Below are 16,107 nucleotides of genomic sequence, written 5' to 3'. Positions count from 1 at the left end.
ATCAGTTTTCCCAAAAAGATATTCATTGTACCTGACATGAATACCGCAGTGTTCTATCATTCAAGTTTTCTAAGTTTATTCTGGCCGGCAGGGAAAAACCTGGAAATTGGTTTAGGATTGATCAACAGTGTAAATGTGAGTGAATTTAAAATGCTGCTGGCTTATGAATTTGCGCATTTTTCACAGCGCAGTATGAAACTTGGCAGTTATATCTACGGCTTGAACAAGATGCTGTATAATATGCTGTATGAGAATGACCGCTGGAATGAAATGGAGGTGCGCTGGAGCAGTGGCAGCAGCCTGCTAAGTTTTTTTGCGCACATCACCACAAAGATCCTGAACGGTATGCAATACATACTGCGGAAGATATACGCCACCATTAACCGGCAGTACCTCGAATTGAGCGGGGAAATGGAATACTATGCAGATACGGTTGCGGTAGGCCTTACCAGTACAGAAACAGCAGTAAGCAGTTTGCGGCGGCAGGAAATGGGCAGTTATTGCCTGGATCACTGCTTTCATAAATTACCGGACCTGTCTCAGAGAACATTCCGGTTTTCCAATATTTTCATGGCACAACGCGCCATGATCCGGTACTATGCTACCCAGAACCATCTGGCATTGGATGCAGCAGGATTGCCGGTTATTACCGACAATTATTTCCAGACATTTCTTAAGAGCCGGGTACAGCTGCGGGAGCAGTGGACCTCACACCTGTCAAGGGAAGCGCGGGAAGCCCACTATGCGGCAGCTGCCGTGTCATCTAAGGCCATCAGTATAAGCGCCTGGAACCTGTTTAACGAGCCGGAAAGTATACAGGAGCATATGACTTCGCTCGTATATAATTTTGCGAAGCATACTGGTGAAGCGCCGCTTACCGAGATATCGCCAGCCGCATATATTGAAGAACTTTCTCACCGTCACCGGTTATACGAATACCCCAAGGCATTCAACGACTACTATGACAACAGGGCTTTTGCCGGTATTGACGGGGATTTTACACGGCTGCTTACAGCAGAAGAAATAAAAACAGGTGGTTTCCAGCGGCTGTACCATCCGGACAATATTGCAAGGATGCGGGCTTTTTACCGCGACCGCCAGGATGCGGAAACGCTGCAAGCCATCAGCAGCGGGCAGTTCCAGACCAGTTATTTTGAATTTGACGGGCAAAAATACAGTGCAGCGCGGGCCAGGCAGCTGGCCCGGATGTTATCGGCACATGTTGCTGCCGAGGAAATATGGCTTCAACATCATGATCAGCAGGCATTCCGGTATCACTATACTATCGCTATGCAGCGCAGTCCGGCTATGGCAGTCCTGCTCATGGAAAAATACACACAGATCCTGCAGTACCAGCAAACCGGCCACCAACTGAATGAACAGGTGATCCGGATCATTCACTGTATCAGCCTGTTGTTTAATTCCGGCGGAGAAGAGATCGCCTCTTTACAGGCACTTTTTGATGAACTGTCGGCCGAATGCTGGGGATTCCGGATGATCATGGAAAACAGCCGGCACGGGCACCTGTTTCAGCATCTCCCTGAAGGCATGGAAGAAAGACTAAAACGGTTCAATGAACACGATTGTACTTTTATACAGGATATGGTTCCGGACTATGTAGCTATCCAGGAATTACATGAAATCAGTTCTGCTATGATGGAACATTTCAACAACGGGGTCATATTATTAAAAAAGTCATATCTGGAGTTTATTTTATCATTGGAATAAGGGGAATAACACCTGTTAAAGCACCGATCCTGCTGTGCATTTTTCTCTTACTGAATTTGTGCGTATTTTCGACGCTCGCGAAAGCGTAGCACTCATATGGAGAATTTTATCGTTTCAGCCCGTAAATACCGTCCACAGAACTTTTCAACAGTAGTAGGACAGGCACATATTACCACCACACTCAAAAATGCCATCCGCAATAAACAGCTGGCGCATGCCTTCCTGTTTTGCGGGCCACGTGGAGTAGGGAAAACCACCTGTGCCCGTATCCTGGCTAAAACCATTAACTGCGAGAACCTGCAGCCCGATGGCGAGGCCTGTAATGAGTGTCATTCCTGCAAATCTTTTAATGAGGGTAGTTCATTCAACATTCATGAACTGGATGCTGCGTCTAACAACTCTGTAGATGACATCCGCACCCTGGTAGAGCAGGTGCGCTTTGCGCCGCAGGCGGGAAAATACAAGATCTATATCATAGATGAGGTGCACATGCTCAGTTCCTCGGCCTTCAATGCTTTCCTTAAAACCCTGGAGGAGCCGCCGTCTTACGCGATCTTCATCCTGGCCACCACGGAGAAGCATAAAATATTGCCGACCATCCTGAGCCGTTGCCAGATCTTCGACTTCAAACGTATTACGATACAGGATACGGTAGACCATTTGCAGGAGATATGCAATAAAGAGCATATCCAGGCAGAAGCCGACGCCCTGCACCTGGTAGCGCAGAAAACCGACGGGTGTATGCGTGATTCCCTGAGTACACTGGATAAGATCGTAAGTTTTACCAGCGGTCATCTTACCTATCAGAATACGCTGGAACACCTGAACATCCTTGATTACGATTATTTTTTCCGGGTGATGGCCTCCGTATTACAACAGGATATAGCCAATGCCCTGCTGATATTTGATGAAATTTTACAAAAAGGTTTTGAAGGAGATAATTTCCTGAACGGGTGGGCTGAATTTTTACGTAACCTGTTGTTATGTAAAGAAGACAAGGCCCTTCACCTGGTGGAGGTTTCCGGTAACCTGAAGGAACGCTATAAACAGCTGTCGGGCCAGGTAAGCCCTGCTTACCTGATCACCGCCCTGCACCTGTTAAATGAAACGGAGATCAATTACCGCATGGCGCGTAACAAGCGTTTGCATGTGGAAATGGCCCTGATCAGGCTGTGCTTCCTGCAACAGGCGGTAACATTGGTGAGTGACGACAGCAACGGGGAAGTATCAAAAAAAAAGCTGGTAGCTGATGGCTCTCCGCCGCAAAAACTGCGTGCGCCGGCTGCCCAGCCGGTAACCGCCAAAACCATTACCGGTAATCCCGCCACTACAGAAAGTATTGCAGCAGGGCCCCGTTTAACCGTAGACATGCCGGCGGCAGCGCCGGTACAGCATACACCGGTTCAAACGGTACCAGTTCAATCGGCGCCGGTTCAAACGGTGCACATTCCAACCGCGCCGGTTGCACCAGCACCGCCATCGCCACCGGCAACACCCACAATGGCCCCTGCACCCGCCACATCTTCTTCCAACGGAAGTACGGGAGCTGCCATGGCGCCTGCGGCCACTACCCCTGTACCCAATCCGGCGGGAACAGCCGCCACACCGGCTTCCACAACAGTGGCCTCCCCTGTTGCCAGCGCTTCCGGTACAACCGCCGCCACGGCGCCTGCCGGCAAACTGACCGGGCTTGCCGCCATGAAAGAGGCGATGGCAGCCAAACAGCAGGTCACTACCCAGGTACAATCCACCCCGCTTACCATGGGAGCCATCCATGTGTACTGGGAAGAATTTATAGATCTGTACCGGCAGGCCAACAAAATGACGGTGGTAAGCAATTTGCAGCTGGCTCAGCTGAAACTGCTGGGTACTGCCGAGGTAGGAATAGTAAGCCGGAACATTGTACAGTTCCGGTTTATGGAAGAAGAAAAGCTGGTAATTGCGGAGTTCCTGAAGAAGAAATTCAACAACCCCACCATTGTGCTAACCCTGCAGCTGGATGAAAGCCAGCAAGTACAGGATATTGGCCCGGCGCCACTTTCCAGCCGGGAACAGTTCCAGCAGATGGCCGAGAAATACCCGTTGGTAAAAGAGCTGAAAGACCGGCTCAACATGGAATTGGATTTCTAGCGTACATACGCTGATTAAATATTAACGATAGACAGACATTTTTAAACAGTTTACAATTCCTTCTTTGCGTTTTTGCGCAAAAACATGTAGGTTTGAACAAAATTTTGAATAAAGCACTATGGCAGAAGTTATCAGAATGCCCCTTTTGAGTGATACGATGACGGAAGGGGTGATTGCGGAATGGCATAAAAAGGTGGGCGATACAGTAAAGGCAGACGACGTTATAGCTGAAGTGGAAACAGACAAGGCCACTATGGAAGTGATGGGTTATGTAGAAGGAACCCTCCTTTATATAGGTGTTGAAAAAGGGAAAGCAGCTAAAGTAAACGGGATCATTGCCATTGTAGGTAAACCGGGAGAAGATTACAGCTCCCTGCTGGAAGGCGAAGGTAAAAAAGATGCTGCTGCTCCTGCACCCGCTGCTGCCGCACCGGCACCTGCTCCACAGGCTGCTCCGGCCGCTGCCGCGCCGGCTGATGATGCTGCAACAAAAGAAGCGCTGAAAAATGCTACTGTTATCCGGATGCCGCTCCTCAGCGACACCATGACAGAAGGTAAAATAGTTGCCTGGAATAAAAAAGTAGGCGACGTTGTGAAAGGTGATGATGTGCTGGCTGAAGTGGAAACCGATAAGGCAACCATGGAAGTAATGGGCTATGCCGACGGCACCTTATTATATATAGGCGTAAAAGAAGGCGAAGCTGCCAAAGTGAATGGTATCATAGCCATTGTGGGTAAAGCGGGTACTAATGTAGACGCGATCCTGGCGGCTGAAGGTGCTGCTCCGGCACCAGCTGCATCATCTGCTGCGGCTCCTTCCCAGAACGGAACTCCTGCTCCGGCGCCAGACCAGGCTCCTGCTGCAACCGCCACCAGCACTGATGGCCGGGTGAAAGCATCTCCGCTGGCAAAGAAACTGGCAGAAGAAAAAGGCATTGATATCAGCCAGGTTCCGGGTTCCGGCGACGGTGGCCGTATCATCAAGAAAGATGTGGACAGCTATGTTCCTGCAGCCAAAGCGGCTCCTGCAGCACAAAGCGGTACAGCGCCAGCTGCGCCTGCGTTTGTACCTGCCGGCCAGGAAGGCTTCAAAGATATTCCGCTGACCAAAATGCGCCAGACGATTGCCAGACGCCTCAGCGAAAGCAAATTCAATGCACCTCACTTCTACCTGAAAATAGATGTGAATATGGATAAGGCGATAGAAGCACGCAAATCCATCAACGAAATTTCCCCTGTTAAGATTTCCTTCAATGATATGGTGATCAAGGCTTCGGCCATGGCGCTGCGTCAGCATCCAGCTGTGAACAGCAGCTGGATGGGCGACTTCATCCGCGAGAACCAGCACATACACATCGGTTCAGCGGTAGCCATTGAAGAAGGTTTGATAGTACCGGTGATCCGCTTTGCAGATCAGAAAACACTGAGCCAGATTGCCAGTGATGCGAAAGGCCTGTACGATAAAGCGAAAAATAAGAAACTGCAGCCACAGGAGTTCAGCGGTAATACCTTCAGCGTTTCCAACCTGGGTATGCTGGGCATCGATGAATTTACCGCCATCATTAACCCGCCGGATTCAGCGATCCTCGCGGTTGGTAATATCGTAGAAACTGCGATAGTAGAAAAGGGCCAGATAAAAACTGCCAACATCATGAAGCTGACCCTGAGCTGCGACCACAGAAGTGTGGACGGAGCTGTAGGCGCCCGGTTCCTGGCTACCCTGAAAGGTTTCCTGGAAAACCCGGTAACCATGCTGGTATAAAAAATTGTAATAGCTATACGAAAGGCGGAGCAAATGCTCCGCCTTTTTTGTGCGCCGGACAACCGGCAATATCGCCGGACCCTCCCGTCATTCGCGGGTAAAATGTTTCATTAGATTTTGAAAGTTCAAAAACCTGGTATACATTTGACCTTGTAAACCTTCAAACGCTATAAAATAACGACCTACATGAATTTAGTGGAAGCAAAAGCGCAGTTTATCCAAACATGGGGCTCTTTGGGCGCCCAGTGGGGCATTAACCGTACAATGGCCCAGATCCACGCTTTGTTGCTGGTAATGCCTGATCCCTTGAGTGCCGATGATATCATGGAGGAACTGAACATTTCCCGCGGAAATACCAATATGAATGTGCGGGAGCTTATTAACTGGGGACTGGTGGAACGTATCCTGATCCCGGGAGAAAGAAAAGAGTTTTTTGTAGCAGAGAAAGATATCTGGAAAGTAGCCACCTATATAGCCCGTGAAAGAAAGAAACGGGAGCTGGACCCTATCATGAAAGTACTGTTACAGCTGCAGCAGGCAGAGGGCGATCCTAAAGACAAAGAGATGAAAGCCTTCAAGGATTCTATCTCCAATATCACAAAATTCGCCCAGCAAACAGATAAAACCATCGGCGCATTTATCAAATCAGAAGAAAGCTGGTTTTATAGCAGCCTCATAAAGCTGATCAAATAAGTTTTTGGGACACCTTTTATTTTTCCTGAAAATCAGGAATACCAAATGAAACTGTTTTACATAGCAGACGGTTATCCAGGTAGTACTGACGGTGATTTGCGCGGTAGATATTACACATCCAGACAGACAGGTACAATTTCTTCCAGGTAACTACCTCCCCGCCTACACGAAAACAGGCATCATGGCGTTTCCGCTGCCAAAGCCCGGAGCGCTTACCACCTGCGCCAAATTCCGTAAATTAGCAGTATGGAAACCAATAATGATAAAAAGCTCACCGTGGTACTGGGCGCATCGCCTAACCCGGAAAGATACAGCTACCTGGCAGTGAACCGGCTGAAGGCCAAAGGCCACCCGGTAATAGCGATCGGAAAACGTGCAGCTGCCATTGACGATACACCGGTGATCACCGAACATCCGCCGCTTGAAAAAGTAGATACGGTAACCATGTACCTGAACCCGGTGGCGCAGAAAGCTTATTACGACTATATACTGCAGTTGCAGCCCCGCCGCATTATCTTCAACCCCGGTGCAGAAAATCCCGAGCTGGAAGATATTGCCCGGCAGCATAATATCCAGCCAGTGGAGGCATGTACCCTTGTAATGCTTAGCACGGGACAGTTCTAGCCTTCCTTCCCCTCCGGATCTTCTTATTTTTTTAATATACAGCTGTTGGCTATTGCTAACAGCTTTTTCGTATATTCGTACATATTGCTGTTATCCCCCAATGAACGCATCCCATATTGTTGACCCAATTAGCGCATGGCATTACTTCAGCAGGCAGGCATTATAGCATACCCAATTACGCATGTTCACCCTTAATATATACATGTATGCAATGGAGAAGATTTAATGGAGAGGTTATCCACCTTCCGGTAAAGGAAGAAGTACGACAAGCTATCGTCCGTGAAACCGCAAAGGGGTTCCGGCTGAAAGTGTGCATCGGCACTGATTCCCAGGTAAAAGGAGTAGATACGGAATTTGCTACGGTGATTGTATTCCTGCGGGAAGGTCACGGCGGATTTATGTTTATTCACAATGAAAAAACCAAGGACCGCTATTCTATCAAAGAGCGCATGCTGGTAGAAGTAGCGAAGAGTATTGAAATTGCGTATGAACTGTGCGACCTGTTTACTGAATATGATGTAGACATGGAAGTACACGCAGACATCAATACCAACCCTCAGTTCAAAAGCAACCTGGCGTTGCGGGAAGCAATGGGCTATATCCTGGGTATGGGCTTTGCCTTTAAAGCCAAACCCGAAGCCTTTGCCAGCAGCAGCTGCGCCAATAAGATAGTGAACTAAGGCGCCCCGTTTTTGTACCTCTCTCAGATATTTTTTGACGTGCTACCACGTCAGGTGGCGTTTTCTCCCCTTATCAAGCTATACAATCCCCTCCTTCCGCTGTAACTTTTTCCCGGTTTCTACGCTATACATTCGATAAAACACCTTTTTAGTATGACACTACCAAAATCTTTTGCGGCGGTATTGCTGCTGGCATCTCTCTGCGTGCTCTCCTGCAAAAAAGATAAAATAGAAACTCCTCCCGACACCACCTCGCTGTTTGTATTCACCGGTGGCGGAAGCATTCCCAATGTGGAAAGCAAAACGCTGCAAATCACTGCAGACGGGAGCTACGTTATCACCCAAAAAAATAATGAAAAAAGCACAAGGAAATTGCCCGCTAATGTACAGGACAGCCTGAAGCCTTATCTCAGCAGCTTTCCCCGGGCAGCCATAAAGGCCGATCCCAATACTTACTCATCGCGTGGGGCATTAGATGCTGGCTATCAGGCATTCATCTATGTAGAAAAAAATCCGGCAGATACCACCGCCATCTATTTGGATATACCGCTTGGATCAGTTCCTGCCTACTTCATTGAATTCGAAAGAAAAATCAATCAAACTATCATCAACAATAAGATATTTAACTGATCACACATTCAATGGATGATTGTATTAATAACACCCAAATCTCCTATCATGAAATGTTATCATTCCCTCACTGTCCTTTTTTTATTACCTGTTTTTTTTGCCTGTAAAAAGAAAGATGCTCCCCTGCTCACCTCTGTAGAAGGGAAATGGCGGCTGGCAAAAGTGGAAGGATGTTTCAGCGGGCAGGGCGCTCCTGTAACCAATAAGCAGGAAATAGTTTTCCACGGCAATCAATACGCGTTATTTGTCAATGACGTAAAAGAAAATGCCGATACGTTTCATATTAAACAGGTTAACAACCAAACTGTGCTGACGATCGGGAAAAGCGACCAATTTTTCGTCACTTTCACCACCGATGCCATCATTCTTACTCCCAACCTTTCAGACGCCTGCGTCATGACTTATGGTAAGTTGGCTTACTAACAGTAAAAATTATGGTTAAGAACGGGGACGAAAACGAATATCGCTTTTATCCCCGTTTTTGCTTTAATCTTTTAGCAGCCACATTACACTGTTCACATTATCACTGCCGCTGAACTGCCGCTGGATAGCATCATTTAGATTTGCATTATTATAGCTCAGTTCATTATCAGGATACAACCACCTTACGGGAAACTGCGTGGCAGGCGTGTTCAGGTTGGTAGTAGCATTCAGTTTAAATACGGGATAACCTGTTCTCCTTTGCTCGTACCAGGCATTGTAGTTGGCGCCCTGCAGGAACCCTGCGAGGTATTTTTGTGTAATGATCTGCGACAACTGCTGCTGCATACTACCTGTAAGCGCCACTGATGCTACATAGCCCTGAATATAGCTGTCGTCTATTTTCATATTGTGATGATAGTCCTCTATATCCGGTGTATATGCTGCGGTAAATTTCATTGAATTAGTGATACCTGCGGCATAATAATTCTGCGCCGGCGTACCGGTGATCCAACCACGCAGGGTTGCTTCTGCCAATACAAACTGTAATTCAGAATAGCTAAAAACACTCACCGGTTCGGCATTTACCAGGTTCACATAGCGGTTGTTCAGATCGGAATAATCTTTCGACAGGCGGATAGACTGCAATGCAGGAAACGCATCAGACGGCTCTGCACCTGTATATGCATCATAATCATCTGCCGTTTTTCCAGCTGCAATTCTAACGGGCGAAGGTTTAGCATAATAAAATAAACGGCGGTCGTGCAACCCCTTCAGCGGGTCTATCAGCGTGGCCGTGAGCATCGTGTAATTGGATTTTACGAAAGAGTTACCTGAACCTGCCGGCACATCGGACCAGGGATAATTTTGCCCGGCTGCAGCAGTATAGGTAAGCGCAAAATTATCTGCATAAGAACGCATCAGCGGCCTGTTGGCTACTATATCTTTAAACCGGTCTGTCACTTTCAGATCAGCATCAGCTGTTTTCCTGTACAGGTTTATCAGCACGTGTAGTTCGAAGCTGTTAGTGAGCCTGCGCCAGTTGTCTATTTTGCCGTTATAAACAGGATCGCCGGTAAAGTCTTTCCCTTCTGCAAAAAGCAGGTTGGCGCTATCCAGCTCATTCAGTATGCCCAGGAACACGGCTTTCTGCGTATCATACCCGGGTTGAATCAGGTTCTCTGATTCTCCTTTCACGGCCTGCGAATAAGGAATATCGCCTACCTGTATAGTGGTTTGAAAAAATTGCCAGGCCCTGATAAAATGTCCCAGCGCACTATAGGATTTCCGGAGTTGTTCGTCCGGTGCATAGCCTATCATAGGAGGTACATTACGCAGCAAAGCAATCCTGTCAAAATTGGTTCTGCCCAGCCTGTTATACTGGAAGCTCTCCTGCCCTTCTCCCCATGTAAGATACTTGCCCAGCAGGTATGGCTGCATAAAGCTTTTGGTGGTACTGATATCCGACCGGGTAATACTCAGGATCATATTGGTAGCCAGCATAGCTGAGCTCACCTGTGTAGTTTTATTCGGGTTGGTATTGATCTTGTCGAATTTGGAGCAGCCTGCAGCCAGTGCAACTGTAAGGGATACTGCCAGTATATATTTCTTTTTCATGAGATTTTTTTTGATGTTGAAAGATATCAGAACCCTACTTTGAAATTAATGCCCAGCATCCGTTGCGATGGTGAGTTCAGGTTTTCATCATCTACATCGGGGTCTGAAAATTTGAAAGCGGTGAACAGGAACAGGTTCTGTGCAGTGAGGGAAACAGCTGCGTTCTTTATACCGCTCTTCGCCAGCATGGTGGCAGGAAACCTGTATCCAACAGATATTTCACGCACTTTTACAAAGGTTTTCTTTTGCACGCCATAATCTCCACCCCTGAAGTTTTGCGCATAATTCTGGTAAGATACTTTTGTATCGTTCACCGCATATTTGCGTGTATCACTGGTAATATTGCCGAAGTTATCGTACGTCACACTGCCTGAAGTAACCTTTACCCCTTGCCCTACATAATTGGTAAGACCATTTACTACCTCATCATAACGGTACTGGTTATCGGATTCAGGATTGGTACCGGAATCCCACATTTTGTCGTAGATGTAGTTGTACATCAGTCCGCCAACGCGACCATCGATATTGAGTGATGCAGTGAAATTTTTATAGGAGAAGGTGTTGATAAAACCGAAGCTGAAATCAGGATCAGTATGACCATAATTTTTTGTGTAATCACTTTCCACAGGATAACCGCTGTTATGTATCACATTACCATCCGGATCTCTCAACCAGTAATAGTCAATATAATTATCGAGCCTTCCCTTTTTCTTCACCCAGGGGCTTTGTGCAGAGTATACGGGATCGAGTTCTACATAATAACGATGTTGGTTAGACCAGTTAATGGTAGATAACCATTGAAAATCTTTCTTCTTCATCACCGTTCCGCCAACCGTAATTTCCAAACCCTTCCTTACATAGGTTTGGGAAGTATTTATTAGTGTAGTGAGAAACCCTGAAGAACTGGGAATAGAAGCGGAAGTTTGCTGGTTGTAGTAGTATTTATTAAAGTAGGCAACATCTATATTCAAACGTTTTTTAAACAGGTAAGCGGCAGTACCGATTTCCCAGGTACGTTGTGAGCTGGGCAGCAGGTTAACGCCCAGCAGGCTGCCGGGATAACTGGCAGCATTTGCGCCGTTCCATGCGCCGGTGGTAGTGGAATACAAGCGGTTGATATCATATACACCCGCCGGGGTTTTAAAGGTAGCCCAGGAGCCGCGTATTTTCCACATGTCAGTAAATGCAGGCATCTTAAATAATTCAGACAATACTACACTGGAACCAACGGACGGATAAAAATAAGCCCTGTTCTCTTCGGGCTGTGCGGAGTTCCAGTCGTTACGCCCTGTAGCGTCAATAAACACGGTATTCCGCCAGCTTACGGCTGCTCTTCCATACAAACTGTTCACCTGCCGGCTGCTATACGCGGGTGTGAAGGTAGGCGGTTCAACAGAGCCATTGAGTGAAAAGAAAGTAGGACTTGTTAACCCGTTCTTGGTGGTGGCTTTCAGTCCTTCATCCACCCAGTAATAAATGGTTCCACCCACCATTGCTTCGAAGTTCCAGTCGCCCGCTTTTTTGCTGTAGCTAAGCATGGCATCATCGTTGGTGCTCCAGCCCCAGGTATTATTGATGCTGTATAATCCCCGTGCATTCCATCCGCCACGGGTAGAGTAGATATTGGCGGTTGGATTGGTAAAGGTTTCTTTGTTGTTGTAAACATCGTAGCCGATACGTACCAGTAAGTTCAGGTCCGGGGTGAATTTATAATTGGCAGTAAGACTTGCGTTGGTGGTATTTTGTTCAACGGCATCCAGTTTTTCATAGGCAATAAGGTAGGGATTATCGTACCAGTTGGTGTACATCCAGTTCTGCGTTTGATTGGGTGTTTTCCAGTAATCGCGGTACTGGCGGATATCATATTCGGGGCCTGTCCACATGGTGAGCTGGTAAATATATCCCTGGTTACCATAGCCGGTACCCCATACCTGTGGGGCCATCCGTTTGCTTACGCCCATATGGCCTTCGAGGTTAAATTTTTCTGATGCTTTCAGTTCTCCTCCCAATGTAAAATTGTACATATTCAGTTTGGCATTGGGGAACTGTCCTTTATTGTAGATGTGATTCAGGGAAGCGCGGAAGCTGCCGTATTTCCCGCTTTGGGATACATTGATATTGTTGTTGGTAATAATGCCCAGTTCCATAAAATTCTTCAGGTTATTTTTACCTACGGAATTTAGCGGCATGTTATCTTCAAACTGTTTGGTAACGGGGTTCCAGTCTCTTGCCGTATTTCCTGCATCCAGTTTTGGGCCCCAAACGTAATCGTTATCAATTTTTCCATTCTGGCCACGGCCGTATGAGGTCTGCGTTTTGGGCATGGCCAGGAAGCCGCTCTGGAACATGGTATTGCTGTTCAGGTTTACAGATAATCCTGTACCGGTTCCTTTTTTGGTAGTGATGAGGATCACGCCGCCGGCTGCCCTGGAGCCGTATAAGGCGGATGCAGTTGGTCCTTTGAGGATATCGAGACTTTCTATATCATCTGTAGGAATATCGCGTAAGGTCATATTCCCGTAAGGAACCCCGTCTATTACCAGTAAGGTACCTTCGCCTCTTAATTCAATAGTGGGTTTAGCAAAAAACTCTGTAGAGTTTTTGATCACAAGACCTGCTACCTGGCCGGTGAGCGAAGTAGCCATATCTACCCCTTTCACGGTTTGTACGGCTTCTCCTTTCACCCTTTGCACGGCATATCCCAGGGCTTTTTCCTGCCGTTTGATACCGAGTGCCGTAACCACCACCTGGTCTATAGCGATAGCCTGATCGCTGAGTATAATATTAATGGTTTGCTCTCCTTTGATGGTGTATTCTTTTGACGTATAGCCGATGAAGCTGAATAGCAGCACATCACCATCTTTTACGTTATCGATGGAGAAATTGCCGTCTTTATCTGTTACCACTGCTTTGGAAGCGCCTTTCACCTGTACAATAACACCTGGTAATGCATTACCAAGAGAATCTTTTACCGAGCCTTTGATGTTTTGCAGTGGTGCGGTGTTAATAGCTGCAAGCTGTACAGATCTCGCATCGGCGGCATCTTCCGCTTTTACCACGTAAAGCTTTCCGTTGATTTTCCTGCATACTAATCCAAGCGGCGCCATGCATTTATTGAGACTACTTTCGATATTATCTGCCTGGAAGATATTTATGTTTTGCAGGAGAACATTCTTTCCCTTTAGCAGGTTGGTGTTGTAACTGAAGCGTACATCAAACTTTGCTTCCAGTTCATTGATCACGGCAATAAGCGGCACAGCGGTTACTTTGTTTTCACGGGCGGCTGCTTTTAATTTCTGGGCTTCTGACCATTGCAAACAGCATAGCATAGCAGTGACCATTATCAGTAGGGTACTGATTGATTTAACTCTTTTCATAACTAAGTTTTGGTTGTCTCTAAAGGATTTTTTTGTTGCTTACACGGATGATCTTGTGTTGTAAAATGAATTTTAGATTAAACGATTGTTCTATTGTAGCAATGGCCTGTTCCAGGTTATCAGACGGTAAATAACCTGTAAACAGCAGTTCTTCTGTTTCTTCCTGATCAAATACTATTTCATAATCATATTGTTCACCGAGTTTTTGCATCACTGTTTTCAATGATTCACCTTTGAATGCCATCAGGTTGTACCTCCAGGATGTTTGGAAGAGGGTATCTACTTTCAACCTGGTGAGCATTTTGGTACCCGCGCTGTAATCAGCCATTTCGCCGGGATGCAGCAGCAGTGCATCTCCTGTGCTGGTGTTAACTTTTACGCATCCTTCGTTCAGCACTACTACAGCATTATTATCCATGCTGTTCACATTAAAGGCAGTGCCCAGTACATTTATGTCGATACCGTTGGCAACGTGTACTACAAAGGGATTGCCTGCCCGGTGGATCACCGTAAAGAATGCTTCTCCTTTCAGCCATACTTCCCTCCGGTTATTTTTACGGGGAGATGTGCTTACGATAAGGCTGCTGCGTTGGTTCAGGCTGATCACCGTGCCATCTTCCAGCCTTATGGTTTGTACCTGGCGGGTGTTATTAACAAAATGGCGTTTATCATTTTTACCATTGTAAAAGAACAATACCAGGGATGCCAGGCCCACAAGCGGCAGCAGGGCTGCCGCTACTCTGAAAGCGGTTCTTTTCCACAACGGGATCACCGGTTTAGATGATGTTTGCTGCATGATAGCGGTAAAAACCTGACCGGCCATTTCTGCGGGCATTACCGGCCAGTTTTCCTGCTGCAGTAAGTCTTCCACTTCCGGCAAATATTCCGGCGCAGGGTTTTCCTGTAACCAGGCAATGAGCTCCTTCCGCTCTTCCCTGGTACATTCTCTCTTTGTTAATTTAATGAAGAGCGCCCTGATCTTTTCTTTACTATCTTCCATTATTCACCATTGACATGACACTAATACGTTCGGGCGGAATTAAAAGACGATTGTTCCTGAAAATATTTTTTCAGAAACGGATGATATGGCAAAAGGCAGTAATAATAATTGATATATCGGCATGCTGATAAAGGTAGTGTCTTACAAAGCGGGAGGCTTTTACCAGCTGATCCCTGACAGTGTTTACGGAAATGCCCAGCTGATCTGCTATTTCCTGGTTGGACCAGCCCTGTACTTTGCTCATTCTGAAAATCAGCTGACGCTGGGCCGGCAGTTGGGCAATGGCATTCATTTTAATAACTTCCAGTTGCCTGGTGTAAAGAATATCGTCCATAACGCCGGTATCTTCTGTATACATCTGCAGAAAATATTCACGGAATTTCTGGTCATGCACGGCTTTTCTCAGGTAATCAAATACATAGTTGCGGGTGGCAGTATAGAGGTAAGATCTGATAGACAGTTCCGGGTTCAGGGTATCTTTTTTTACCCATATCTTCATAAATACTTCCTGAACAGCGTCGGATGCTACTTCCGGCAGGCCGCAGAGCTTCATGGTGTAGCCATATATGTGATCCCTGTATTTTTCGTACAGTACCCGGAAGGCATCTTCATCCTGCTCTATTATCTTTTTACACAGTATTTCATCTGTGGTATCCGGCATTCCAACAAGTATTTATGCAAAAAATACCATCACTGACCGAGATAAACAAATAAATATAAAAAATTACCCCGGAATGCCGGGGTAACTATAATGAGCATATAAGAAAGCATTACTAAGCGATGGCCCGGAACTGCGCATTCAGTTCATCGATATAGGTGAGAATAGCATCCCTGCCGGTTTTCTTTACAGTGGAAGTAATGAAGTTGGGCGGGAGGAACTGCCAGGTTTCCCTCATTTTATTGAGGAAGGCTTTTACGTTTTTGCTAACTTCCGCCTGGGTGCTTTTATCTGCTTTGGTGAATACAAGGCTGAACGGTATGTTCCATTCACCCAGCTGGTTAATAAAATCGATATCAATTTTCTGTGGCTGGTGACGGCTGTCGATCAATACAAATACGCTGACGAGGTTAGGCCGTTTGCGCAGGTAATTTTCGATCATCTGTTCCCACTGGCGGCGCTGCGACATGCTTCTTTTGGCAAATCCGTAGCCTGGCAGATCTACCAGGTACCAGGCGTTATTGATAACAAAATGATTGATCATTTGCGTTTTACCGGGAGTTCCGGAAGTTTTGGCCAGTTTTTCATTGTTAGCCAGTATATTGATCAACGAAGATTTACCAACGTTAGAACGGCCGATGAATGCGTATTCCGGCCATACAGGGTTGGGACATTTTTCCCAACCGGGGCTGCTGATAAGATATTCTGCCGATTTAATAATCATAATGATATTGCTTAGTTCCATTAAAAATCCCGTATCCCTGTTTTTGCATACTGCCACATGACTA

13 protein-coding genes are annotated in these 16,107 nt (G+C 46.6%); 8 read left to right on the top strand and 5 right to left on the bottom strand.

The features are described from left to right. The 8 genes from VN105_RS16620 to VN105_RS16585 form a co-directional block, all read left to right on the top strand. A partial coding sequence (locus VN105_RS16620) for a M48 family metallopeptidase (RefSeq protein WP_325642651.1) occupies window positions 1–1,728 on the top strand: 1,728 nt, incomplete at its 5' end. Between the two features lie 96 nt (window positions 1,729–1,824). Beyond that, on the top strand, window positions 1,825–3,858 hold the full coding sequence (locus VN105_RS16615; RefSeq protein WP_325642650.1) for a DNA polymerase III subunit gamma/tau: 2,034 nt from the start codon (window positions 1,825–1,827) through the stop codon (window positions 3,856–3,858). A gap of 118 nt (window positions 3,859–3,976) precedes the next feature. Further along, window positions 3,977–5,620 carry a pyruvate dehydrogenase complex dihydrolipoamide acetyltransferase gene (locus VN105_RS16610; RefSeq protein ID WP_325642649.1) on the top strand — a complete coding sequence of 548 codons (1,644 nt, stop codon included), beginning with the start codon at window positions 3,977–3,979 and terminating at the stop codon, window positions 5,618–5,620. Between the two features lie 186 nt (window positions 5,621–5,806). Further along, entirely contained in the window at window positions 5,807–6,313 is a 507-nt protein-coding gene (locus tag VN105_RS16605; RefSeq protein WP_325642648.1) for a GbsR/MarR family transcriptional regulator, read from the top strand. Window positions 6,314–6,559: 246 nt separating this feature from the next. Then, complete coding sequence (locus VN105_RS16600; RefSeq protein WP_325642647.1) at window positions 6,560–6,937, top strand: CoA-binding protein; 378 nt, start codon at window positions 6,560–6,562, stop codon at window positions 6,935–6,937. 206 nt (window positions 6,938–7,143) lie between these two features. After that, window positions 7,144–7,617 (top strand): ribonuclease H-like YkuK family protein, encoded by a 474-nt coding sequence (locus tag VN105_RS16595; RefSeq protein WP_079470056.1) that lies wholly within the window; start codon window positions 7,144–7,146, stop codon window positions 7,615–7,617. Between the two features lie 153 nt (window positions 7,618–7,770). Beyond that, the gene (locus VN105_RS16590; protein WP_325642646.1) at window positions 7,771–8,247 is read left to right on the top strand and encodes a hypothetical protein; all 477 of its coding nucleotides are present in this window, start codon (window positions 7,771–7,773) and stop codon (window positions 8,245–8,247) included. Between the two features lie 48 nt (window positions 8,248–8,295). Beyond that, window positions 8,296–8,670 carry a hypothetical protein gene (locus VN105_RS16585; RefSeq protein WP_325642645.1) on the top strand — a complete coding sequence of 125 codons (375 nt, stop codon included), beginning with the start codon at window positions 8,296–8,298 and terminating at the stop codon, window positions 8,668–8,670. Between the two features lie 63 nt (window positions 8,671–8,733). On the opposite strand, the gene VN105_RS16580 is transcribed toward VN105_RS16585, so the two are convergent. From VN105_RS16580 to yihA, 5 genes are all read right to left on the bottom strand, one after another. Further along, window positions 8,734–10,284 carry a SusD/RagB family nutrient-binding outer membrane lipoprotein gene (locus VN105_RS16580; RefSeq protein WP_325642644.1) on the bottom strand — a complete coding sequence of 517 codons (1,551 nt, stop codon included), beginning with the start codon at window positions 10,282–10,284 and terminating at the stop codon, window positions 8,734–8,736. A 26-nt stretch (window positions 10,285–10,310) separates the two neighbouring features. Next, window positions 10,311–13,661 carry a SusC/RagA family TonB-linked outer membrane protein gene (locus VN105_RS16575; RefSeq protein ID WP_325642643.1) on the bottom strand — a complete coding sequence of 1,117 codons (3,351 nt, stop codon included), beginning with the start codon at window positions 13,659–13,661 and terminating at the stop codon, window positions 10,311–10,313. 19 nt (window positions 13,662–13,680) lie between these two features. After that, window positions 13,681–14,661 carry a FecR family protein gene (locus tag VN105_RS16570; RefSeq protein WP_325642642.1) on the bottom strand — a complete coding sequence of 327 codons (981 nt, stop codon included), beginning with the start codon at window positions 14,659–14,661 and terminating at the stop codon, window positions 13,681–13,683. Between the two features lie 70 nt (window positions 14,662–14,731). Further along, entirely contained in the window at window positions 14,732–15,322 is a 591-nt protein-coding gene (locus VN105_RS16565; protein ID WP_325642641.1) for an RNA polymerase sigma-70 factor, read from the bottom strand. Between the two features lie 112 nt (window positions 15,323–15,434). Beyond that, on the bottom strand, window positions 15,435–16,107 hold a 673-nt coding region (gene yihA, locus VN105_RS16560), incomplete at its 5' end, for a ribosome biogenesis GTP-binding protein YihA/YsxC (protein ID WP_325642640.1).

It is taken from the genome of Chitinophaga sp., from assembly GCF_035564935.1.
GTDB lineage: Bacteria > Bacteroidota > Bacteroidia > Chitinophagales > Chitinophagaceae > Chitinophaga.
The sequence above is the reverse complement of the archived record's forward strand: the minus strand, read 5'-3'. Positions and strand labels throughout refer to the sequence as shown.